Source organism: Alteromonas portus (genome assembly GCF_005117025.1).
In the GTDB taxonomy this organism is placed as follows: Bacteria; Pseudomonadota; Gammaproteobacteria; order Enterobacterales; family Alteromonadaceae; genus Alteromonas; species Alteromonas portus.
This window is the reverse complement of the sequence record NZ_SWCO01000008.1, coordinates 150,116-173,190: the sequence shown is the minus strand read 5'-3', so window position 1 is coordinate 173,190 and position 23,075 is coordinate 150,116. Positions and strand designations below refer to the sequence as shown.

Annotated in this window: 26 protein-coding genes; 10 read left to right on the top strand and 16 right to left on the bottom strand. The window is 42.2% G+C overall.

The window, feature by feature from the left end:
* Nucleotides 1-4 precede the first annotated feature (4 nt).
* Nucleotides 5-223, top strand: a complete 219-nt coding sequence (locus E5672_RS14465; RefSeq protein WP_136782842.1) for a hypothetical protein — start codon at nt 5-7, stop codon at nt 221-223.
* Between the two features lie 84 nt (nt 224-307).
* On the opposite strand, the gene E5672_RS14460 is transcribed toward E5672_RS14465, so the two are convergent.
* The 3 genes from E5672_RS14460 to E5672_RS14450 form a co-directional block, all read right to left on the bottom strand.
* Nucleotides 308-502 carry a hypothetical protein gene (locus tag E5672_RS14460; RefSeq protein ID WP_136782841.1) on the bottom strand — a complete coding sequence of 65 codons (195 nt, stop codon included), beginning with the start codon at nt 500-502 and terminating at the stop codon, nt 308-310.
* Nucleotides 503-540: 38 nt separating this feature from the next.
* Nucleotides 541-717, bottom strand: a complete 177-nt coding sequence (locus E5672_RS14455; protein ID WP_014949832.1) for a DUF1328 domain-containing protein — start codon at nt 715-717, stop codon at nt 541-543.
* A 329-nt stretch (nt 718-1,046) separates the two neighbouring features.
* Nucleotides 1,047-1,691 (bottom strand): phosphoribosyl-AMP cyclohydrolase, encoded by a 645-nt coding sequence (locus tag E5672_RS14450; protein WP_136782840.1) that lies wholly within the window; start codon nt 1,689-1,691, stop codon nt 1,047-1,049.
* A 297-nt stretch (nt 1,692-1,988) separates the two neighbouring features.
* On the opposite strand from E5672_RS14450, the gene E5672_RS14445 reads away from it, so the two are divergent.
* Nucleotides 1,989-2,945 (top strand): GlxA family transcriptional regulator, encoded by a 957-nt coding sequence (locus tag E5672_RS14445; protein WP_136782839.1) that lies wholly within the window; start codon nt 1,989-1,991, stop codon nt 2,943-2,945.
* A gap of 35 nt (nt 2,946-2,980) precedes the next feature.
* Here E5672_RS14445 and E5672_RS14440 read toward each other — a convergent pair whose 3' ends face one another.
* From E5672_RS14440 to E5672_RS14400, 9 genes are all read right to left on the bottom strand, one after another.
* On the bottom strand, nt 2,981-3,559 hold the full coding sequence (locus tag E5672_RS14440) for a CC0125/CC1285 family lipoprotein (protein WP_039216552.1): 579 nt from the start codon (nt 3,557-3,559) through the stop codon (nt 2,981-2,983).
* 24 nt (nt 3,560-3,583) lie between these two features.
* Nucleotides 3,584-3,841, bottom strand: coding sequence for a hypothetical protein (locus E5672_RS14435; RefSeq protein ID WP_039216551.1), 258 nt, complete (start codon nt 3,839-3,841; stop codon nt 3,584-3,586).
* Between the two features lie 56 nt (nt 3,842-3,897).
* Nucleotides 3,898-4,422: a hypothetical protein gene (locus E5672_RS14430; protein WP_136782838.1), complete on the bottom strand. Its 525-nt coding sequence runs from the start codon at nt 4,420-4,422 to the stop codon at nt 3,898-3,900.
* Between the two features lie 4 nt (nt 4,423-4,426).
* Entirely contained in the window at nt 4,427-4,756 is a 330-nt protein-coding gene (locus tag E5672_RS14425; protein ID WP_136782837.1) for a DUF883 domain-containing protein, read from the bottom strand.
* Nucleotides 4,757-4,943: 187 nt separating this feature from the next.
* Nucleotides 4,944-7,028 (bottom strand): response regulator, encoded by a 2,085-nt coding sequence (locus E5672_RS14420; protein WP_136782836.1) that lies wholly within the window; start codon nt 7,026-7,028, stop codon nt 4,944-4,946.
* A gap of 10 nt (nt 7,029-7,038) precedes the next feature.
* Nucleotides 7,039-7,491, bottom strand: coding sequence for a response regulator (locus tag E5672_RS14415; protein WP_025255558.1), 453 nt, complete (start codon nt 7,489-7,491; stop codon nt 7,039-7,041).
* Complete coding sequence (locus E5672_RS14410) at nt 7,488-8,993, bottom strand: sensor histidine kinase (RefSeq protein ID WP_136782835.1); 1,506 nt, start codon at nt 8,991-8,993, stop codon at nt 7,488-7,490. Before E5672_RS14410 ends, E5672_RS14415 begins: the two co-directional genes overlap by 4 nt.
* A 4-nt stretch (nt 8,994-8,997) precedes the next feature.
* Nucleotides 8,998-9,222 carry a hypothetical protein gene (locus E5672_RS14405; RefSeq protein ID WP_136782834.1) on the bottom strand — a complete coding sequence of 75 codons (225 nt, stop codon included), beginning with the start codon at nt 9,220-9,222 and terminating at the stop codon, nt 8,998-9,000.
* A 14-nt stretch (nt 9,223-9,236) separates the two neighbouring features.
* Nucleotides 9,237-10,568 carry a sigma-54-dependent transcriptional regulator gene (locus tag E5672_RS14400; RefSeq protein WP_136782833.1) on the bottom strand — a complete coding sequence of 444 codons (1,332 nt, stop codon included), beginning with the start codon at nt 10,566-10,568 and terminating at the stop codon, nt 9,237-9,239.
* A gap of 481 nt (nt 10,569-11,049) precedes the next feature.
* On the opposite strand from E5672_RS14400, the gene E5672_RS14395 reads away from it, so the two are divergent.
* A complete protein-coding gene (locus tag E5672_RS14395; protein ID WP_136782832.1) occupies nt 11,050-11,655 on the top strand; it encodes an exopolysaccharide biosynthesis protein in 606 nt (201 codons plus the stop codon).
* Between the two features lie 7 nt (nt 11,656-11,662).
* Here E5672_RS14395 and E5672_RS14390 read toward each other — a convergent pair whose 3' ends face one another.
* Together E5672_RS14390 and E5672_RS14385 are read right to left on the bottom strand one after the other, a co-directional pair.
* Entirely contained in the window at nt 11,663-12,586 is a 924-nt protein-coding gene (locus E5672_RS14390; RefSeq protein ID WP_136782831.1) for a LysR family transcriptional regulator, read from the bottom strand.
* Nucleotides 12,587-12,641: 55 nt separating this feature from the next.
* Entirely contained in the window at nt 12,642-12,992 is a 351-nt protein-coding gene (locus E5672_RS14385) for a rhodanese-like domain-containing protein (RefSeq protein ID WP_136782830.1), read from the bottom strand.
* A gap of 195 nt (nt 12,993-13,187) precedes the next feature.
* Here E5672_RS14385 and E5672_RS14380 point away from each other — a divergent pair, with 195 nt between their 5' ends.
* Nucleotides 13,188-13,499 carry an ArsR/SmtB family transcription factor gene (locus tag E5672_RS14380; RefSeq protein ID WP_136782829.1) on the top strand — a complete coding sequence of 104 codons (312 nt, stop codon included), beginning with the start codon at nt 13,188-13,190 and terminating at the stop codon, nt 13,497-13,499.
* A gap of 81 nt (nt 13,500-13,580) precedes the next feature.
* On the opposite strand, the gene E5672_RS14375 is transcribed toward E5672_RS14380, so the two are convergent.
* Nucleotides 13,581-14,321: a PRC-barrel domain-containing protein gene (locus tag E5672_RS14375; protein WP_136782828.1), complete on the bottom strand. Its 741-nt coding sequence runs from the start codon at nt 14,319-14,321 to the stop codon at nt 13,581-13,583.
* A 192-nt stretch (nt 14,322-14,513) separates the two neighbouring features.
* Nucleotides 14,514-14,870 (bottom strand): MaoP family protein, encoded by a 357-nt coding sequence (locus tag E5672_RS14370; RefSeq protein ID WP_136782827.1) that lies wholly within the window; start codon nt 14,868-14,870, stop codon nt 14,514-14,516.
* A 399-nt stretch (nt 14,871-15,269) separates the two neighbouring features.
* Here E5672_RS14370 and E5672_RS19890 point away from each other — a divergent pair, with 399 nt between their 5' ends.
* The 6 genes from E5672_RS19890 to E5672_RS14345 all read left to right on the top strand — a co-directional run bounded on the left by E5672_RS19890 (nt 15,270) and on the right by E5672_RS14345 (nt 23,069).
* The gene (locus tag E5672_RS19890) at nt 15,270-15,437 is read left to right on the top strand and encodes a hypothetical protein (protein WP_014949813.1); all 168 of its coding nucleotides are present in this window, start codon (nt 15,270-15,272) and stop codon (nt 15,435-15,437) included.
* Nucleotides 15,438-15,563: 126 nt separating this feature from the next.
* A complete protein-coding gene (locus tag E5672_RS14365) occupies nt 15,564-16,394 on the top strand; it encodes a LysR family transcriptional regulator (protein WP_136782826.1) in 831 nt (276 codons plus the stop codon).
* 71 nt (nt 16,395-16,465) lie between these two features.
* Complete coding sequence (locus tag E5672_RS14360) at nt 16,466-16,816, top strand: DUF2750 domain-containing protein (protein ID WP_136782825.1); 351 nt, start codon at nt 16,466-16,468, stop codon at nt 16,814-16,816.
* Between the two features lie 129 nt (nt 16,817-16,945).
* Complete coding sequence (locus E5672_RS14355) at nt 16,946-17,179, top strand: DUF2789 family protein (protein WP_136782824.1); 234 nt, start codon at nt 16,946-16,948, stop codon at nt 17,177-17,179.
* A gap of 63 nt (nt 17,180-17,242) precedes the next feature.
* The gene (locus E5672_RS14350; RefSeq protein WP_136782823.1) at nt 17,243-18,631 is read left to right on the top strand and encodes a ribonuclease J; all 1,389 of its coding nucleotides are present in this window, start codon (nt 17,243-17,245) and stop codon (nt 18,629-18,631) included.
* A gap of 268 nt (nt 18,632-18,899) precedes the next feature.
* On the top strand, nt 18,900-23,069 hold the full coding sequence (locus E5672_RS14345) for an EAL domain-containing protein (protein WP_136783028.1): 4,170 nt from the start codon (nt 18,900-18,902) through the stop codon (nt 23,067-23,069).
* Nucleotides 23,070-23,075: the final 6 nt, after the last annotated feature.

The window sequence follows — 23,075 nt, the reverse complement described above, 5'->3', positions numbered from 1 at the left end:
CTCAATGGAAAACAGTGTTGAGTTTCAATTTGAAACAGAAATGTCTGCCTATCGCTTTTTAAATACCGTAAAGCATATCGAAGCTGAAGGGTTAAGGGTGAAGTTTGGGCGTACCGACCATCATGTAAGCGTGAAGTATCGTTATAGCCTCGGTGAGTTTGATTCGACGCTATCTACACTTGACGACCTTGCGCGGGAGTTAGGTGGTGAGGAAGTCTCTTAAGTAAACGGCCAGGTAAAACAACGTCGAGAGTAAACACAAAAAGGGCCAGACATTTGTCTGGCCCTTTTTTTGATAAAAAACTAATTAGCAGTCTTTATCTTCGGCGTTTGCGCCTTCTTTCACATCTTCACAAGCGTCTTCAACGGCATTACCTGCATCGGTAACAATCTCGTCTAGCTCTTCGCCTGCGTCTTCCGCTTCACCGTCACCGCATGCTGCTAGTGATAGTGCAAATGCTGATGCTACTAGTACCTTTGATAAGTTTTTAAATGAAAACATATCCTTACTCCTTTTTCCTATTAAAATACTTTTAACTCTTAGGCCCTTGGTGCTCTACCACGTAACGCATTTGCGATAAGTGAAATTACGAGCAACGCGATAAACACAAAGAAAAGAAACTGTGCGATACCTGTTGCTGCACCTGCGATGCCTCCAAAACCAAAAACTGCTGCAATAATGGCGATGATAAAAAATGTGATTGCCCAACCTAACATAACTTAATCCTCGTATTGCTTCCGTTACTTTCACTGTTACTAATGCTATCTCTGTGCCTGTTTTTTAAGTTGTTGAAATATATTGATATAATTTTAATTTTCTATATTTTTTGGGGCATGTATGTAGGTAATTAACGTCACGATTACACGAATGAATGCATTTTTTACAGAATGAAAAAGGCTAACAATTCACCACTTGGCTCAAAGTAATTAACGACTTTTGACCAAAAATAAAAAAGAGGCAAAGCGAAAGGGAAAAAACGCCTTGCCTAAGAAAAGGAGAGAGTTTTGCCCATCTATTCTGTGAGAATTGAGGGGCTAGAATTTATTTAGTTACCATTTGGGTTGTAAGGTAGCGACGATTGGTGAGCAACAATCCGCAGGTCGCCATCACTATCTTTGACATAAGCAAAGGTGTATTCTACTTTGGTTTCACCACCTTTCGTGTCGGTAAAGAAGTAGTTACCCATAGCTACAGCCATTCGACAGCTGTTGTTGATAATACCCACGTTATCGAATTTCACATTGGTATAAGGCTTTATTGCAAAACCTTTGTCCTCTTCGTATGCGTCATTTCCCCCAACAAAGTATGAAAGCGCTGCATCAAAGCTTGAGCGGAACTGGTCGTTAGCTGCAAGTGTAGGTTTAAACAATACACTGCTTAAGTCGTAACCGTACATGGCTTGTATAAAGTCTGCGGCCTCACCAGAGTAATCCCCCTTGTTACTAAATACTGCACCAATTCGTACGATGCCATCGCCCCACATTTTTTGTGCCGTAACCACTTCTCGCTCAGTAATACATTCATCTGAATACAGTAATGCGTTATCCAGTGCGTTAGCTTTTAACACTGGCGCATTTGCACTTCGTGAATGATCCATCTGCGGCTTTGCAACTGCACTGCAGCCTGTTACTACCATAATCGAAGCTGCTACAAGTGTTGTTTTTGTCATTAACGAGCTTAGCTTTTTCATCTCGTGACTCCTCAGTCATTTGCAAAATAAATATGTGTTACTACCTAATTAAATTGCTTGGAGCAGAGCCTGTGTCACGTTGTGAATAGCGGTCTACAAATCTGCTCTGCACTTCATGGGTTTAATGATAGCTGGCTTGAATGACGGAGACTTTTGTACAACATTAACAGAAGATTAACGGCTCATTAAAAATGAAGATGTCCAAAAATGTGTCAGTTTTGGGCGTTTTGATGTCATATCTGTCATGCTGGTAAGTGTGTATTATGATCGCATTACTTCATCAATATTACGTGACTTATGCGCAAACTTATTTGTTTACTTGCATACGAAGGAATGGAATTACTCGATTTTGCTGGTCCTCAGTCTGCTTTTTATGAGGCACTTCAGGGAATGGATGATAGCTATGAATTAAAGATAGTGGGCTTTGATCGCAGTATTGTTCAGTGTGAAGCGGGGCTTCAATTTATACCGTCTACCTCTATGGACGATGTTTGTGCGTGCCACACATTGATTATTCCAGGAGGAAAGGGGGCACGAAGTCTGTCAATCACACCATCTCAGTTAGAAAGCTTAAATCGACTTATGTCGAACTCGGAACGTGTTGCAACTATCTGCACGGGTGCATACTTAATTGCTCGAACTGGCCTACCTGATAATACTACTATTGCAACCCATTGGGCGTTTACCAGCGATTTACAGTCCCAGTACCCAGCGCTTAATGTAGAGCGCGAAAAGCTATTTGTTCAACATGGAAAATATTGGTCTTCGGCCGGTGTTACGTCTGGGATAGATTTAACGCTGCGTCTTATAGAAATTGATTACGGTGTTGGCCTCGCGCACCATGTTGCTAAGCATTTAGTGGTTTACTCAAAACGTTCAGGAAATCAAAAGCAATTTTCCAACGTACTTGACATTCAAAAGCCAAAATCTGATCGGCTTGCTAAAATTATAAGCTGGATTGGAGAGCATATCGATGAAAGTATAACCGTTAAACAGTTATCTGATTTAGTCTATTTGAGCGAAAGGCAATGTCATAGACTCTTTTTGAAAGAAACAAATATGACACCGGCACAGTTCGTGGAAAAGTATAGAATGCAGTTAGCTAGCGATTTTTTAGCCACGACGGAAAAAGAAATAAAGACTATTGCACTGGTTGTTGGTTTTAAAACGTATCACGGTTTTGCTCGTGCATTTGAGCGATGCTTTTCGGTAACGCCAACTGCGTACCGAAAAGCATTCCTGTTAAAAAACTGATGCTACAGTTTATAGAGAAACAGAATGACGTTCAGCTAGTTGGCGTTTTTTGGCTCTAGAGGCTGTGAAAGCACTTCTAAAACAGTAAAGGCGTTTTTACCTAAACGCGTTTTATCATTCGCCATTTTTACATCAATGGTAAAGTAAATGTCGTTAATCTGAGTTTTTACAACGTCGTTAGAGCTTGGGACGGCCATGGGTTGAGCCACCTCATCACAGCCAGACATAGTACATTGCCTGTCTGTTTGAAATACTGGAGGTTCTTCTTTCCCTGTCATTACCTCTCTCGCTATCACTGGCTTTTTGTCTACATTCGTTTTCACTATCGCTAGATAAGTGAATCCTTGTTTCTGGGCAATTTCGGCTGCTCGATAAAGTGCGAACTGTTGAACTTTATCTGCAGGTGTCTTATCCGTTGCTTTAAAAAGCACTTTATATTCATCTACAGCGATTTTCTCACTTGAGTATCCGTAAGCCGCTTTCGAATTAGCGGGCTTATATGGCGTAGGCGCAGCCACTGGTGTGGATGAACACCCCACTATTGCAAGGCTTAATGCCATGCTCATAGAGGTAAGAAGTATACGGCTATTCTTAATGTTATTTTTGATGTTCATCTCACATGTTCCTTAATACTGTAATCACTGAAACAATGACAATAATGCGGTCCTGCCTAATGTCATTAGCGCTTGGTTTCGCTTTGCATTAGGCTTTGCATCAACTGCACCTTTGTATGCTCCTACTGACGCAATGCCAAGAAGGGTCTCTGGTTTGCCCATCATTAACTTACATTGCCTTTTTGCCTGTGTAAGTGCAACGTCGGCATGATGTTTTTGTGAAAAATAGGCATGTTCTTTTTGTGCAATGTCGCGCATGTTAGCTTTTAGAAAGATATTCATAACAAATAGCCTCGTTTAGTGCTCATGTCATTTGATGCATGGGTTAGAGCTTCGTTTTATTCGAAGACCTTGCGCCAGGTTTGAATTAGCCTGCTAAAGCTCAGGTAATTAAAAGCGTTCTGAGCAAGCTTAAAGAATCCAAATGCGGCAATGCTGTTTAACACCAATAAAATAAGTGGAACAGCTACGTAATGTAGACCCATATTGTGGAGTAAAGCGCCAATAGCGATATTTAAAATCAACCAACAAACCGTACCTACTGCGAAAGCTGCTAAACACGCGAAAATGGTAACAAAGAAACTCTTTTTAATGAGCATCAACTCACTGTTAGTAAGTTCGAGAAACGCTAGGCCCTGTGCTTTTCTTTGGTTGAATGCTTCTTTAAACGCAGTGAAAATGTCTGAAAATGATGGATCTGGGTAATTTTGCTGGGTAGATGGTTGGTCTTTTGGCGATGTTTTGGTTGTATGATCACCTTTCACCTGTGCGCGAAAATTCGCCTGCGCCGAGGGCGGCGTCAGGCGAAACGGATTTTCATTGCACACAATAAATTGTGATGTACGAAAATCTGGTGCTTTCATAAGTTTACTTCTTACGTAGTAGTGACGTTACCAACATACCCGCAGCAAACGCCATACCCGCAGTAGCTAGAGGGTTTTCAATTGCATATTGACGTACTTTCGATGCCTGCCATTTTTGCTGTGCTAAGCGCTTTCTTGCTGACATGTTTTCCGCTGACGATGAGGCAGTGCGGCGGATGTTTTCCTCGGCAATACCTGCGCTATCAGCCAACTTGTCTACCGATGCATGAAGAGAATCTTTCAGTTGATCCGTTACTGGGTGACTCGGCTCAGCCACACCATTAGTACGGGTTGTGTTAACGGTTTGTGTTTTTGCTGAAGCTTGTGTAGCCATAATACTCTCCTTAATATTTTGGGTTCACTTTAATTGTTGCAACGGGTATACCAAATATAAATTTGTATAATAATCAAAAGGATATAGGAGTTGGTGAGGTTTGTTGAAGTGAGTGGTTTGCAAGATAATCACGGTATCTTTGCAAACCTTTGTAATATTTTCTTGCTGCTTAAAAGTGATGGATGAATTAACCGACTACAGAAGCCAGGTCGTCTTTTGATACTGGTTTTAGCAACGCGCTGTCTATACCAATTGTTTGCATGGTTTCTTTACTTGCCTCATGTCCGCTCACTATGGTGAGAGTCGCATTGGGCAATTTTCCTTTAATTTCTTCAGCTAAATCATATCCATCGTAATCAGGTAATGTTAGATCCATTAATACATGGTCAAAGCTGTCGCTTTCGGCCGCTTTAAGCGCGTCGGCGCCACAGTATTCAGTGGTTACATCATGTCCTAAGTGGGTTAAAAACAGCTGTAAAAGCTCGGCTGCGTCTTCATCGTCTTCGATAACCAGCACACGTTTATTGCTGGATTTTTGTATGCTGCTTTGCTGAGCCCCGTTTGTTGCTTCATCTGAGTCAACGCGATGTTTAATAGGGGCGCCATGAGACTCCTCTTTTTCTGGGGCGTAAGGCTTTTGCATGGGCATATCTGCCACTTGCGCTTCAACATTGCTAAACGTAATGTGGTCGCCGGGAGGCAGGTATTGCGAAAGTAAATTAGCTAATGCAAAGCGGTCTATAGGCTTACCGATAACATCATTAAAACCTTCGCGTATCAGCGACTCCCTTAGCCCTTTTCGACTGGCGGCTGTCACTGCGATTACAGGAATATTCTTACCATGGCGACGGATTGCATGTAAGGCTTCAATTCCGTTCATTACAGGCATGTGAATATCCATGAGTACCAAGTCATACGGTTTGTTGTGTTCATCTGCCTGCAAAACCGCTTCCAGTGCTTTTACTCCATTTTCAGCATAGCTTATGTCTGCCTTAGACTGACTTACAATGTGACCGGTAAGTCTACGAATTTCTCTCAAATCATCGACAATTAAAACTCTTCCCGTCACATTCAAATCAATGCTACTAGATTCGACTGGTTGAATCTGACCGAGTGTTAATTCGACATTAGGTTGAGAGGATATATCGCCCGGGTTGATATCGAATGTAAAAGTACTGCCTTCGCCCAGCCGAGATGTCACATGAATATCCCCCCCAAGCTTCGTGACCAGCTCTTTACAAATAGCCAATCCAAGTCCGGCACCGCCGTGATTAGCGCGCATTACATCTTCAATTTGTTCAAAAGGCTGGAAAATGTTGGCTAATTTGTCTGGCGGCATTCCAATGCCGGTATCATCAACTGAAAATCTGAGAAGCGGGGACTGTTTGTTAGCTTCATCATGTTGGTCCAGTGAAATGGTAAGGGTGATACTGCCCTTATCCGTAAATTTTACGGCATTTGAGATGAGGTTAAGCAGCACCTGCCGAAGCCGCGTAGGGTCAGTCTGGATGAATTCAGGGACCTTAGTCTTTGAGATAACGTTGAGACTTAATCCTTTGTCTTTTGCGTTCAACCGCATTAGTGAATGAATATCGGTGAGAAAAGCAGATAAATTTACCTCTTTAATATTTAGCTCAAGCTTTTCCGCCATTATGCGAGACATATCGAGAAGGTCATTTAACAAACTCAACAGGTGTTTCCCGTTGGAATGAATAATCGATAATTCTTGCTGAAACGGGCTGTTTCTAGCATCGTCAATCAAAAGCTCTGTATAGCCTAATATAGAGGTGAGGGGAGTGCGTAACTCGTGACCTAAGTGCGCAAGAAATTTGTCTTTCGCTTTATTCTTTTGTTCTACTTTATTGCGTTCAATTCGCTCGTTTTCAATGTCGCGCCTAACCATGGCGTAACGAATGGTACGCATAAAGCGTGGCGATTCTATCTCTGACTTTTGCAAATAATCAGCGGCACCAGCGCGCATAACCATTTCATCTACAGTGACGTCTGACTGACCTGTTAGTATCACCACGGGTAAACTGAATTGATTTGATTTTAAAACGGCTAAAACATCAATGGCGTTCTCAGCGCCTAAAAGATAGTCGAGCAAACAAAGATCAAAATTTTCGGTTTTGAGGGCTTCGACTGCATCAAGGCTGTTTGTCACCCAAGTTAATTCAAACTTGGGTGATTCACACCGTTCTAGATAGTCAGAAGTTAAGAAGTAATCATCTTCATCATCCTCTACCAACAGAATTTTTATTACCTCTGACATCTAGCACCTCTTACTCGTGTGGTAACTCTACAAACTCTATCCAATAACGTCCTAAAGCACGCATTAGTTCAACTAAGCCTTCAAAATTAACGGGTTTTGTTATGTAAGACGCGCAACCAAGGTCATAACCACGAAGCATGTCTTCCTCTTCCTTCGACGTTGTCAAAATAACAACAGGAATACTGCGAAGTTTAGGGTCGTTTTTAAGTTCCTGAAGTGCTTCTCGACCATCTTTTCTTGGCATGTTTAAGTCAAGCAAAATAAGGCTAGGACGAGGGGCTGAAGCGGGGTCAGTGTACTTACCCTCGTGGCGAAGAAACTCTAGTAATTCAACGCCATCTTCAACACAAAATAAATTGTTGAGCACACGGCTTTCCTGCAGAGCATCGACGGTCAACAAACGATCATCTTCATCATCGTCTGCCATTAGAATATTGATAGGTTGAGTTTGTTTACGCGTCATTGTGTTTCTCCATTATTGTTGTTAGAACCAAACGGCTCGCTATCTACCGGCATTATTATCGAGAATGTTGCCCCTTGTCCGGGGGCGCTCATAGCAGTAATTTGTCCATTATGCCTTTCCACTATTCTACGGCATACAGCGAGCCCTATACCTGTGCCCTTGTATTCACTTCTACCGTGAAGGCGTTGAAAAGGGGCGAAAATTTTCTCAGCGAACGATTGATCAAATCCAATGCCGTTGTCCTTTACTGTAATTTTCACCCAGTCGTATTCTTCTGACATAAGTATGTCGCGCGTATCCGACTCAGTCGCTTCTTTTGAGGTGATGGTGACAACGGGGGTTACGCCTTCACTTTGAAATTTGAGCGCGTTAGATATTAAATTTAAAAACAATTGTTCAAGCTGCGATTTATCACCTCTGATCACAGGCATGTCGCCAACATTAATTTCTGCTGACTTCTCGTCAATGGCTATCTCTAAATCGCCTAAAACGCTTTGAACCGTATTATTTAAGTCTACTTCATCGAACTCTTTACCACGTGTAGAGACACGTGAAAACGCCAGAAGATCGGAGATTAGCATAGACATACGCTCCGCAGCGTTTAGCATACGCGCCAAATAATCCTTACCTCGTTCGTCAATGACATCGTTGTATCCGGATTCCAGACGGTTTCCGAAGGCCCTAATTTTTCTAAGCGGTTCTTGTAAGTCGTGAGAGGCCACGAATGCAAAATCTTCCAATTCTCGGTTACTCCGCGCTAACTCATCGGAATAAAGGCTCAATTCCTGTGTCCGTTCTTCAATGCGAGACTCTAGATCTTCATTCACAGATTCCAGGTCTGCCTGATACTTCTCGTGCTCTCGGGAATTAATTTTCAAAAGTAGGAAAACAGTAATTATAAGCAGCAGGGTAGTGGCGGATGAGATAATCAAGGTATTTACTGAATCTCTTCTTAAACTCATCAAATTCGCTAAATGGGTTCCCTGCATGTTCCTTTCAGAGCTGTCAATTTCGCGAAACAACTTTTCGAATCGTTTGTATAACTTTATCCCTTTGTCGCTTCTAACTAGGCTAATGGCGTCTTGTTCTCTTCCTTCTTTGACTAGCTCAACAACTTCAATGACCTCATTCACTTTCGCTTTGGTTAATTTAAGCAACTCTTCAATTCTTACAGACTGATCGTTAATGTCAGATGAAAAAGAGCTCACTTCTACTTCGTCCATGAGTTCACCAATTACCCCGAGTGTTTCGGTATAATCAGTAAGGTACTCTTCGTCGTCTGTTAGCATGTATCCACGCTGTCCAGACTCGACTCGAAGTATGGCAACATGCAATCGATTCACTGCATTGATGACGCGATTAGTGGTGAACAATCGCGCTTCCAATGCAGAAAGGTCGTTAAGTGTACTTACCACATAAAAAGAGTTCGCTGTAATGACAACGATGACCAATACGACCAAAATTATCCAGCTATATAGCGAAGACAGAACTTTAGTAATCATTTACTTATTCCGAAACATTCTCACCCAGCTCAGCCGTCATGTCAGAAAGGGTGTGGCTACAGTCTTTTGCACTGCTTATTATCTTATCCAATGCCGCTAGCGCCTTTTCGGGCGCAACGTCTCCATTCAATGCCATTTTCACAAGCTCTGCCTGCATAGAAATTCTATTTAAAGGTTTGCGAGCGTCATGCACGAAAACGCTTAGTCGTGAAAACTCTTCGCTAGTCATATCGAATACCTCTTTTATTCGTCTTTGCTAAGATCACCATAGGCGTGGAGACGGTTGTATAGCGTCTTAGTGCTTATACCTAACATTTCTGCTGCTGTGGTCTTATTACCATTCACCTTTTCCAGAGTGGCGTATATAAGCTCTTTTTCTACATCCTCAATCGTTCTTCCCGCTTGTAGTGCAGGCGTAGTACTTTGTTTCTGTGCAAATGGAGACTCGATAGTTTTAGGTAGCTCAATTTCGCTTTTTTCAGGGTCACTCATAATTGCTGCACGATGTACAAAGTGCCTTAATTCACGAACGTTGCCGGGCCAATCATAAGCTTGAAGCGTATCTAACTGGCTTTCTTCCCATTTGAAATTAGAACCATTGTCTTTGTTAAATTCTGCAATGAAGGTTTTTGCCAATAGAGGAATATCTTCTTTCCTTTCGCGCAAAGGTGGAATGGTGATTGGAAATACGGCAAGCCTAAAATAAATGTCTTCGCGTAACACTTTGCTTTGGGCAATTTCTTCCATTGTTCTGTTTGTTGCAGACACTACACGGCAATTAACAGGTATGGTTTTTGTGCCTCCTACGCGAATAACAACTTTATTTTCAAGAACTCTTAATAGATTTGGCTGCATATCGATAGGCATTTCTGTAATTTCATCCAAGAAAAGGGTGCCACCCTCAGCTTGCTCAAATACGCCTTCTTTTTTACCTACGGCACCGGTAAATGCGCCTTTCTCATGGCCGAACAGCTCGCTACCAATTAATTCTTTTGAAAAAGCTCCACAGTTTGTGGCGATGTAAGGCCCTTCACTTTCTGAAGCGCGATGAATCGCTGCTGCAACCACTTCTTTACCTACACCGCTCTCGCCCAAAAGCATCACGTTGGCGCTGGTCTTACTTACTCTGGAAATGAGTTTGTATAGCTCTTTCATTACCGGCGACTCGCCAATTAGCAAGTCGAAGTGCTTTTCAATCTGTTCTTCTGCTGGCGCCTTTGCTTTCGCTTTTTTTGTCAGTACCGCTTCGATTTCTTCTCGCTGTATAGGTTTAACAAGATAGTCAACAGTAGGGCCGCATAGGCCTTTTATTACGCTTTTAACCGAAGGGTGACCAGTTATAAGGGTTACGCGAGGTCTTTTGGGAAGTGCATCAAGTTCATTGAATAAATGTGCACCGCTACCGTCAGGGAGCATGAAGTCTAGTAAAACGTGGTCGAAGGTTTCCTTTTCAAGCCAGTCTCGCGCCTCAGCCAACGTAGCAGCAGTTAGAACGTCGTGGCCCAGGAATTCAATAATTGTACAGGCAACTTCAGTAAATTCGGCGTCGTCATCGACTAAGAGTACAGTTAGCACGTGGATGTCCCTCTCTTTCACTATCCATTTAAGAATATGGAATAAAATCAATATTATAGTTTTATCATAAATAACAAGGAACAATAACAAAAATGCTTTGTTATCACCGAGTATTTCCTTGCTTTCATTGCTTAGTTCGGGGTAACACCCATCCTTACAATGCGATATCCACATTTAAAACCGATTATCAATTATTGTTGTACTTCATCGACTTCGATAATTGATGAAAGGCGATTGCGCTGTGGGTGTAAGTGAAAAAGTGTTACCAATTTACACGTTACTGCAAAAAGTATTCCCACTAACTATTTAGAGGCGTATAGCAACTTCTATGGCACATTTTTCGCACAAATTTTATCCGTACGGTCTCTTATAGTTGCAAATTAGACTGCGAAGGCTTGTATGAATCTAGAGCAGCTTTATAGAAAGAAAAGCGCTTTTAAATTAATAGGACATAGCGAAACTCGTGTCAAAGGAATTGAATATGTGGGCAAAAACAGCTGAAAGATCAATGACCTTGACTGAGCTGCTGTCAAAGATGCAGCCAAGGGCAAGTCAAGATTTATTCTATTTTGCTGATTTTTGGGACGTGATGGAGAAGCGCGGGTTTGGCCCTATGTTGGCCCTCCCATCGTTTATTGCTTGTACGCCTGTTGGGGCTATACCCGGTGTGCCTTCATTGTCTGGTGTGACGATTTTACTCATCGCATTGCAAATTTTACTCGGTAGTCGACACCCTTGGCTTCCTCAAAAAGTGATGGATATACACTGTGATGCAGATCAGTTAAGAAACATTGTTGTGAAGGTTAAACCTCATGCTGCACGGGTAGATCGTTTTCTGGTTCCACGCTGCTTTTTTATGAGAAAACCCGTGTTTCGGTCTTTAATTGCACTGAACTGCGTTGGGTGCGGCCTTGTGATGATTCCCCTAGAACTCATTCCCTTTATGGGGTTAATTCCAGCACTGGCGGTTTTCATCATGGCTGTAGGTATGGCCACTGACGATGGCGCAGTGGCATTGATAGGCGTTACGATATCGCTATTTGGATTTGCGCTAGGCTTCGAACACTTGCCAAATGCGATCGGCTAACATACTGCTATTCAGGACGGGTCTCTACCATAAAATCTGATGTAGGAAGGTTCATAGTTTGGTATCTCAACTCTCCCATAAATGCGCGGGCTGCTGGCCCTAATGTGTCGCCATCTTCAAAAGAAAGGTAAAGCAAGGCTTTCCTTAATGCAGCATTGTTATCTAAAGGAAGCGGCACCAGCGTACCGTTTTCTAGCTCCTCTTTAATAATTGCAATAGGTAACCAAGCAAACCCTAAGCCCTGTGCAATGATATCTAACGATGTTCTTACATGGCTAACTGTCCATCGCTGTTCTGCACCAAGCCATCCTACATCGGCCTTACGCTCTGCTGAGGAATCGCGAACCACAATTTGACGGTGGGTTTTAAGGTCTTCTAGGGTGAGAGTCCTGTTGAGTTGATGCAGGGGATGCTCGGCATGAGCGACAGCGGCAAATTCAATTTCACACAAATCTTCGCTAAACCCATTTGGAAAAACAAACGGAGAGATACCCAAATCGACCTTTCCGCTATTTAATAATGCATTAGCACCGCTTAACACGGTTTCCTCAATTTCTATGCGCAATAACGGAAATTCTGCTGAAACTTTGGCAAGGACATTATAGAGTAATTCAGAAGGAAAAATGATATCAACAGCAATGCGCAGGGTTGTTTCTGTACCTACTTTTAAACTGCTTGCTACTGCTTCGAGTTTGTGAGCTTCATTAAGCAAAAATGAGGCTCGTCGATACATAAGTTCACCTTGCGGGGATAGCTTTACCTTACGGCCTATATTTTCGAATAGCGTTACACCTATTGCGTTTTCCAGTTTTTGGACCGCATGATGAACGCTCGATTGACTTTTATGTACTTCAGCAGCTGCTTGATTGAAGCCACCGGCATCTACCACGGCTTTAAACATACGCCATTGTTCTAGTGTAGATTTAAGCATATATCGCCTTTAACCTTTTGTTTGACGTACTTATATCACAGACAATTTGTGCAAGTCATTTTTCGTTAACTTCGTTAATGGTAAAAATTGAGCAAGTTACAACTGACACATTGCTATATCCCATATGCATTAATTGCTCTGCGGCTAGTTTCGCCCGAACGCCAGATGCACAATGAATATATAGCGGTATTGAAGCATCTTGAAAATGCTCAAGTGCTTTCATTTCTAAGATACCACGTGGAATATTAAGTGAAGCAAGGACCGGGTGCTTAGCTACCTCAACACTTTCTCTTACATCGATAAGCGTACCGTTATTTTGTCTTAACTCGTTTACGGCCTGTTCAGCAGACACACAACGTATATCGAAACCAATGTTTTTAATTCGTGAAGCTAAATCAATCAGCATAACTCATCCTTCTACGGTATATGCGTTCTATAAATTTCAAATAAGGCAAATCTAATGTAATGGATGCAAACGTAGGTAAACAATATGAATTACTGACGTTCATCGCATAAAATAGCAAGTCGGCAGAATGTCTTATACTTTAGTATAGTTAGTGGCTAAATTAGTGCCGAAATACTTTACACATAGGGAGTGCTTATGTCCGAGGATATGGTTATAGGTTCAGAAAATATAATGGAACACACTGCGGAAGCAGAGATCTTCTTAAAGCAATTCGCGAACAAAACTCGTCTAATGGTACTTTGTTCACTGTTAGAAGAAGAAAAATCAGTAACCGAGCTTTTGGAAGTGGTTAATGTTTCTCAGCCCGTGATTTCTCAGCATCTTGCATTGTTACGAGAGTCGAAGATGGTGGCTACCAGAAGAGAAGGCCAAACGATTTATTATCGTCTAGCGGATGAACGGGTAAAACGCCTTATTGCGTTAATGTACGAGTTCTTTTGCCAGTAATTTTTTTCATCACATAAACCACAATGTCCGCTATAAAACGGACATTGTATGGCGATATCAGTTTTTAAAGCTCAACATTAGCTATTTGTCCAGTTGCTCGCAAAGCATTGCAATGTAGTTTTCCTCTGCAATTCTGTCGCTATCTATTTCTGGTCTATTGATTAATTCATCGTGACTTAAATTGACCTCGACACTGTGTGCGGCCCAATCGATATTCTTTATGTCGGATGGCAACAGTACTAAATGTTTTCCACCAGGGAGCCAGTTATTCGTATCGACAACTAGCATAACAATTCTCCAACTGCGAGTGTCAATAATGAAATTGCTAATGTGTCCAACGTTATCGGTAGTAGTAGCGACCTCATAGCCATTCACTTCACCCACGGCTCTCAGATGATTACTGGTCTTTTTGGGATGAAGCGTGTCTGATTCATCTGCTTGCTGCAGTTCAACAAGTTCGTTAGGGTGAGCGAATTCACCCCAAGCACCAGGTCCTATCCAGTAGTATCCATAACCAAAATATTTAAAGAGATTCTCTTCATATTCTCTAGAAACGGGTTTATGTTCGTCTATCGAGGGGCTATTTTTTAGTTTTTCAACCGTCATATTTACATCGACGGAGCTTGTCTCACTGTCTAATTTTGTCACGGCGATGGGGGAAATGACTACTTTTCTGCTCAGCGGAAGCCATGTATTGGTATCTGCAACCAAGTAGCGTACGGTAAATGTCTCATCGTCAAAAAGAATATCCCGAATACCGCCCACTTTATCGTCCACGGCATGGATAGAAAAATGAGTAAGCTGATTTGAACTAATGATCATCGTTGCGCCTCCTTTGCTAGGGCTCTTTGTAAAAAGCAACAGTTATCGATGATAAGCGTTGCCCTTTATAACTCTAAGTGTAGACATTCCTTAACCTTTCACCATTTTGTTCTTGGTTAAAGTTGATAGAGATCATTTAGTACCACAAACAAAAAAGCTCGCGTTAAGCGAGCTTTAAAATAAGAATGAGCTTTAGGCTACATCGAACTCTTCGTCAGAATAGTCCTCGTCGTAATCCGATTGGTTGCTAGCACTGCTATGAAGCGTGTAAAAGTGCTTTTTACCCCTAGCTAGCCTGACGTACTTTGCCCATGCCTTTTCTAGGTTATTAGCCGCTTCAACTTTGCCATTAATGAATTCAACGAAGTGTTTTTCATCTTCGCTTTCTGGCGATAGCTCACCACTTTCGAGACCCAGCAAGGTCTTTCCGTAGTTAGTTAAAAGATCGGCTTCAGTAATGCTGAAGTCACCTGATTTACGAAAACCATATGGAAACTTCTGACGGTCAATATAAGGTTTTGCTGATAGTCGAATAGCTAGACTTTTCATGTTGTACCCAACGTAATGTTTTGTTCAGCGCACTTTTAAAATAATTAAAAACGAAGATAAAACAAAAGATTTTTCTCTTATCAATAAAAAATTTTTAAGCGTTTAAAAAACAACAGTAACTTGGATTGATTGTTTAAATAATAAACAGTAATGCTAAGTGGCAGTGCACGCTGAAAAAATATTTAACTTCTTGATTTTAAATATAATTGTATTTTTTATTTAATGTGAGGCCGTTTGGGCTACGAACTTACAAGAGCGTAATAGATAGTGATGTGTTAGGTCTACGAAATTTTATAGCGTACGTAATCAAAAATTCTTGTCGCTACGATGATTAAAATTCGTTTTCTATTTTGCGGCTTACGATAATAATTGAGGTGTGTTAACAACCCAGAGAAGTCAATGAGTAAAGACTATCGTTACCAGCGTGATGAATGGGACTCGGTAGAAGAGGAAGATTTTCACGCTAAAAAGCCAAATTCCAAACGTCAAAGCACTGTAAAGGAAAAGCAGAAGCGTGACTTGCAACGTCGTGATAAACAGCGTCGCCTGCACCAAGAAGAGTATTAATTCAGCGAGTTGGTGAAATTTTAATAAAGCGCACCGCATTAAGCGGTGCGCTTCTGTGCTTTTGTGTTTACTTGCCGTATGATCTGTGTCAATTTAGGTTCACTTTGATTCGGTTGTACAACAAGCATGGATATACGCTTTCTCACCACCTTTATAGAGGTGGCCAAAACACGTCACTTTGGTAAAGCTGCGGAAAACCTTTACCTCACTCAATCTGCCGTTAGTGCTCGAATAAAGCTTCTTGAAGAATACTTTCATACCACACTTTTTATAAGGCAGCGCAATAGTATTCAGCTTACGCAATCTGGCGAAAAACTATTGCCATATGCAAAGCAACTCTGTGCCACGCTCAATGAAGCAAAACAAGAGCTGCAAATTCAATCGTCTGAATATGTTGTGTGCGGAGCGACGCAGCTTGCCAGTGAACTATTGTTGCCGAAAATGCTTAGCCACCTTCACAACTCATTTCCAGACTGGTCGGTAAAGGCTGAAGTATTAACGCTAGATACCTTGTCTCGTCAGCTTCATGAAAGAGTCACCGATCTTTCTTTTTCCACTGAGCCGCTTAAATCTGAAGAGGTAAATAGCGATGTATTGTTGGAGCATGAACTAGCGCTATACCGAATTGGTGAAGGCTCAGACTCCATAGATGCTGCAGATTTTGTGGCGATTGACTGGGGAACGAAAGCTAGAGACTGGCTTCTTACTGCCTACCCGCAACTTCGTGATGCCAAGTTAAGAACGAATTCGTTAAATTTAGCGTTAAACAACTTACAAAGTGAGGGTGGTATAGCAGTGCTTCCAATTGATGTTGAAAGTCAGTTACCAGCAGGCACTAAAGTGACTAAAATAGAAACCATAGAGAACGTATCTTTTAAAGTTTACGTGCATAGCATGAAGCAAGTACGACGGGTCGGACTCGCTGAAATCATACAAAGTGTATCGACAGCCTGTTAAACACTATCCCTAGTTACGCCAATGTGCCGAACTGTTCGGCACGCAAATGACAGAATTTTAGAGAGAGTCCAATGTCTCAATTACATCCTTTACTAGAAAAAAATGCGTTCCAGCGTTTGGAAGCCAGCCTTGCAACAATCAAAGCAGAACAGAAATTGTTTATTCTTAAGGATGAGCATGGCTGCGTGATGTTAACTACCGATGAGGAAGATGGCGTACCGGTATGGCCCGATGCAGAGCTTGCATTGTTATGGGCCACAGAAGATTGGGCGCATTGTGAAGCCATGGAACTGTCGACTAAAGAATTTTTAACGAAATGGGTACCGGGTATGACACAAGATGAACTCATGGTTATTGTATGCCCAGTTCCCGCTGAAGAAGGTGAGGTAATTACACCAGAGGAATTCGCTGAGTATCTTTAACGTGTGATCTCAAGCGTTCACCAAAATGTAGATATTCAGTAGCAGCCGAGGGCATGTGCGCGCGATTCATGCGTGGCGCTGTCGTCGCCTCAAACATTCTTTTGTGTATCTATAACCCAAGGAGGCGTTATGTTTACTGAACAACCTACAATGAACAGCTTGTTTTGCCAACTCGGTTTAGGAAGCTCTGACGAAGAAATTGCTGAATTTTTCGAGACGCATCGAGGGCTAAATAAAAGCCAGCATTTACATGAAGCTCCGTATTGGAATGAAAGTCAGTCTGCTTTTTTGAAAGAGGCTATTGTGGAAGATGCTGCGTGGGCTGAAGTTATCGATCTGCTTAATGCAGAACTCCACGAATAATCAGGTGCTTTAACACCCGTTTTCGCACTCTATTTCTAACGTTTTAAAAAAGGCATTTACGCTTTGTTGCAACCAAACATTGACGACTTGTGGTTTGTTCCCCTAGGGGGAACAGGCGAAATAGGTATGAATCTCAATTTATACGGACACAATGGTCAATGGTTAATGGTGGATTGTGGGGTATCATTCGATGAGCCCCTAGTTCCCGACTATAAAAAGGGTGACAAAGTCGCTAACGGTATCGAATCAAAAGGCTCTACACACCGAGTAGTAGCGCCTGATCCCACCTTCATTGCGAAGCAGAAAGACGCGCTAGCTGGTATTGTGATCACCCACGCTCATGAAGACCACATTGGTGCTATTCCTTATTTATGGGAACGGTTTCAAAAGCCAATTTATACCACGTCTTTCACCGCTGAGGTATTAAGGCGCAAACTCGCTCGCAGCAAGCTTGCAAACCGAATAGCCATAATTGAAGTTGATGCCGGTGATACCAAGCAGATAGGGCCGTTCAGCGTACATTGGTTGGCTATCACCCATTCTTTACCTGAGCCCTTCGCACTAAAGATTACCACCCCAGTGGGAACGGTTTTGCACACAGCAGATTGGAAAATTGATGCAAACCCTATTACCGGTTTACCTTTTGATGTAAATCTTTATAAGCAGCTAGGCGACGAGAATATTCTTGCGCTAGTAGGCGATTCAACTAACGCGCCAAAGCCGGGTTTTTCTATTTCAGAAAGAAATTGTTATGACGGTTTACTGAGTACTATTGCCCCTTTGAAAGGCAGGGTAGTTGTGGGGTGTTTTGGAAGTAACATTGCAAGGCTTATCTCACTAGCCAAAATTGCAAAGAAAACAAAGCGATACATGGCTTTGTATGGGCGTTCATTAATGAACATGTATGGCATTGCCAAACAGCAAGGTATTTGGCCGGATGATTTACCGATCACAGACCCTCAACACTTAGGCTACTTGCCACCTCACGAGGTACTAGCTGTAGCAACAGGTAGTCAGGGCGAAAAAAATACGGCGCTCGCTCGTTTGGCCCGTGACAATCATCCACACCTTAATTTAGACAAGGGTGATACGGTTTTATTTTCTTCTATCGTCATCCCCGGCAATGAAGAAAGTGTAGGGCGTTTAAGCAAGGCTCTGTTAGCCAAAGGGGTGTCTGTTATTCACAGTGAAGATAGCACCTTACCTATTCACGCGAGTGGTCATCCTTGCGAAGAAGAACTTAAACTTATGTATCATTGGGTTAAACCTAAGATTGCCATTCCAGTTCATGGCGAACACCAACACCTACAAGCGCACGCGGAAATTGCTAAAGCCTGCGGAGTGATGAAGCATTACGTCGGTCAAAATGGCGACTTATACAGGTTAGCCCCGCAGGCGAGTATTCGACGCCAAGTCGTGCCCGTTGGTCGCGTGCCGGTACAGCAAGATTGACTTACAAAATGACTTTACACGTCGTGTATAACCAAAGCTAAAAAAGGGTTCACTAATTTCCACAGCAACCAGATCGTGAGCTAATCCTTAGCTGGTGTACTTTTTGCGTTACTTATCCAGTCGTTAACTTTCTAATAAGTCATTCAATTTCAATGGTATAGGGTCATTTAATTAGATTGTAAAAACCTTGGCCTGACGCTGCCCATGTTTCAAACATTCTGTTACACTTGAAAAATAATAAAAATGTAAAATATGCGATCCATTCGTGATGAAGTGTTTGACCTACCTTTTTCTTGTGGTTTTTTCTGTTTGTTTAGATGCAGTGGCGTCCCCACGTTTATCTAACCCCGTATTTCAATCTCTTTCAACAAAAAACGGCCTGCCTCAAGATGTCGTCAACGATATAGCGATAAGCGAAGATGGTTTTGTTTGGATTGCCACGGAAGGTGGACTAGTTCGGTGGGATGGCGTAAGTACTAAACGAATAACGGGGCCAGAAAATACGCTTGTTGATGCTTCTGTCTATCGGCTATCTCTGCAAGGCTCAGAAGCGCTTTGGTTCAGTATTTATGGCCGAGGAAATTTTTACCTTGATTTAGCCACGCAAGATGTCGTTCAAATAGAGCCAACAAACTATCATGATATTGAAGGTGTTGTGCAACACGCCGAAACATTTCACTGGTACACAGCAAGCAAGCTAGTAATGGCACTAAGCGAAGAAGTGCAGCTATTTGATACTGAAAAAAACGAATTAACCCGCATTGCAAAGCTACCTTCAGCACTTTTAGAAAATAACCATATTATCCGTGCTGCTATGACTATCGATGACATTCTTTTAGTTGCAACATCGAAAGGCGCTTTCGTAAAGAATATTCACGATACAGAACAGCCCTTAGTCAGCTTAGATTATTTAGGTGGCACCCCGCAAAATATAGACAATATTAACGCAAAATTTTTAATGCTGGATAAGCAAAACCGAGTTTGGATTTCAACGGTACTTGGGGTGTTTATCGCAGATAAAGACGACTTTTTAGCGCAAGTTAACGGTGCTAAAGATAGCGTGTTTACGCAGGTAGTTTCTGATAGAAACGTGTGGACGATAGTACAACACAAAGACAACGCGTTTTGGATGGGAACGAACAAAGGCTTGTATCAGTTAGCTCAAACAGCTAACGGTTGGCGCAGCGAGCACATACTAGAGCCTAATAATGGCTTTACTGAGATATCAAATAAGAAAATCACCGCAATAGCGAAAGACGAAGCCGACAACCTGTGGATGAGCTCCGTCTACGCAGGCGCACTTTACTTTGGTGTAAAAAGCGCCGACATCTTTGCTATTCAAAATGAGCGAACAGGTGAAAACAGAACACTAACTAGTCATGTTGTGTGGACGTTTGCTGAAACTGAGCCCAATAAAATTTGGATTGGGACTGAAAACGGACTTAATCACTACGACTTTGCGACGAAAACATCTGACAAGTTTATGTATTCTACTAGCAAGGTATACGGAAAGGGGACGGTAGATAAAATTATTCCTTTGAAAAAGGACGCGTTGTTTTTAAGTACCTATGAAGGGATTCGGCTTTTCGACCTAAAAACAGAGAAAGTGTCTCGCCCTGAAGTACTTAGCGGCGGGGATGATACGGTTTTCGATACCTATGGGTCAGGCATGATGCTATCCAATGATGGGCTCCTGTATTTTATTGGTTATGAAAGCTTCTTAAAATATGACACAGAAAAAAAGGCGATTTCTCCACTTAGTCTCGACCCACGGGTGTTCGATATCAATTTCTCTTATGGCTTTATAGGGCAGTCAAAGTACCACAATGATAGGCTGTTCTTAGCTACGGAAGGAGGGTTGTGGTTAATCGACTCAGCAACTTCACAACATGAACTTGTATACCGCTTCCCCGAGGTGTATCGAGGGAGTGAACGCTCCATCACTTCATGGGTAATTGACGATACAGGCGTACTTTGGCTAGCGTATAGTGGCGTGGGGTTAATCGGCGTAGATGCCGATACTTTTGAACCTCTTTATAATCTTAATGACTCCAATATTTTGTTATCAAACATTGTATATGGGCTTCAAAAGGATGAATCTGGCAGTATCTGGTTTAGCTCGCATAAAGGTCTTCATAGGTACGACGCTTCCACGGGGCAAATTAAAAATTTTATTTATGGTCGAGAACTAAGCGTTTCAGAGTTTAATCAAGGTGCGTCTTTGAAGCTTAACGATGGCAGACTTGCCTATGGTTCAACTAGTGGTGCCGTTGTTTTTTCTGCTTCCCAACTTGAAAGTTTAGACTCAGGTGGCAGCTTACTCGGCAGGCAAACGGCAATCACAGAAGTTGCCTTGGGTAATCGCTTACTTAATCAGCCTCTTAAAAACTTAAGCGGTCACCATTTTGATTTAGATTATGAAGATTATGGATTAACCATTCACTTTTCGGCACTCGCTATGTCTGGAATAGGAAAAGTGAAGTATTACTATAAACTTCTCAATGGTGATCAAGTAGTGACAGAAGGCATTACTGACGACGCGAAAATCACCTTTACCAACATAGCCCCTGGCGACTATGTTTTTACTGTAGCTCCTACACCTGGAAGCTTTGATTTTAATGTAATACCGGCGGAAATAAGCTTTTCCATGCCATACGCTCCGCTTCGTTCACCCCTAGCATATTCGATTTATGCCACCTTAGTTGTGGGCCTTTTAGTGGCATATTTGCTCTCTAGGCAACGTCACTTGTTCAGATTACAAAAAGCACAGCAACAAGTGACTTTATTTAGCGATGCTTTCAGGCAAACCCGAGACTGGGTGTTAATTTTCGATAAGGAAAAGCGTCTAGTCGCCGCTAATCCTGCATTTGAGCAAGTATTTGGTTTTAATCGCAAAGACCCTTTACCTAAGCAGCTTGCACGGCTTTATATGCGCTATCCCAACTTAAATAGGCATTTGTCAGGGAAGCTTCCGGAGATGCAGGGCGGGGATTTTTGGAAAGATGAAACTGTTATTGATGGGGCCGACGGTAAGCGTTATGACGTATTAATAGATATTACCGCAGTAAGTGGCGAGAGCAGCGACGCAGAACACTACCTTATTGTTATCTCTGACATAACCGAACAGAAAAACGCCGAACGCAAACTGCTTAAAATAGCAACATACGACAGCTTAACAGGTTTGGTAAACAGAACGTTATTGATAGATAGACTTGAACACGCCATCGGTCTTGCTCGTCATCACAAACACCGTGTAGCAGTAATGTTTGTTGACTTAGATAGATTCAAAGGCATTAACGATTCTCTTGGGCACGATTATGGCGACAAACTGCTACGTATAGTGGCGAACAGAATGCGAAATCTTGTTGCAGAGTCTGGTACCGTGGCACGACTTGGCGGCGATGAATTCGTTATTGTCATCGAAGAGGTTGAGGCAGACAATGATTTAAGTTCATTTGTTGCACAAATTATTGAATCGGTAGAGACACCTATCTCATTGGCTGAAGAAGTACTTCGGGTGTCGTGTAGTATAGGTGTTGCTTTCTATCCTGAGGATGCTTCTGAACCTGCAGAGCTTATTAAACAGGCCGATGTAGCCATGTATAGTGCCAAGAAAGATGCGCTAAGCGGCTTTACATACTTCACCAGTGACATGAACGAACGCGCCAAAACACGTTTGCAGCTAGAAAATAAAGTTAAGCGCGCTTACTCAGATGACTGCTTCTTTAATCATTACCAACCAATTATAGATGCAAGGACTAATACGACGATAGGCGTTGAGTTGCTGCTAAGAGGGGAGTTAGACGAAGAACCGCTATTTCCTGACCAATTCATCCCCGTTTTAGAAGAACTGAAATATATTATAGAAGTAACGCGCCAAGCCATGCGGCGAGCAGCCGAAGACTTGTCTGCTTGGTATAGTCAGGGTTTTACTGGTTATGTGTCGATTAACCTATCTGCGCTTCATTTCAAGACTGAATTCGACTTAAACGGTGTGCTGAGTCTTTTAAAGGAATTCGATCTTCCAAAAGAAGCATTTAGATTCGAGATCACTGAAGGTGTGTTAATGGACGATAGCGATAACGCTTTGAGACAAATTAACCGCTTTGTTAGTGAAGGGTTTGTTCTTGCTCTAGATGACTTTGGGACAGGGTATTCGTCGCTCAGTTATCTAAAACGCTATCCATTATCTGTGCTGAAAATAGATAAAAGCTTTGTTAACGAAATGGCGCCTGGCAATGCTAACGAAGCGTTGGTCACGACAACCATTGCACTCGCTACAAACCTTAACATGAGTTGTGTAGCAGAGGGAGTTGAAACTCGGGCACAAGTAGACGAACTTATAGGAAAGTCGTGCTTTTTCCACCAAGGGTATTTTTACGCGAAGCCATGTACTGCAGCCGACCTAGTACCCCTATTATTTAAAAAGTGGGAATAGCCGTTG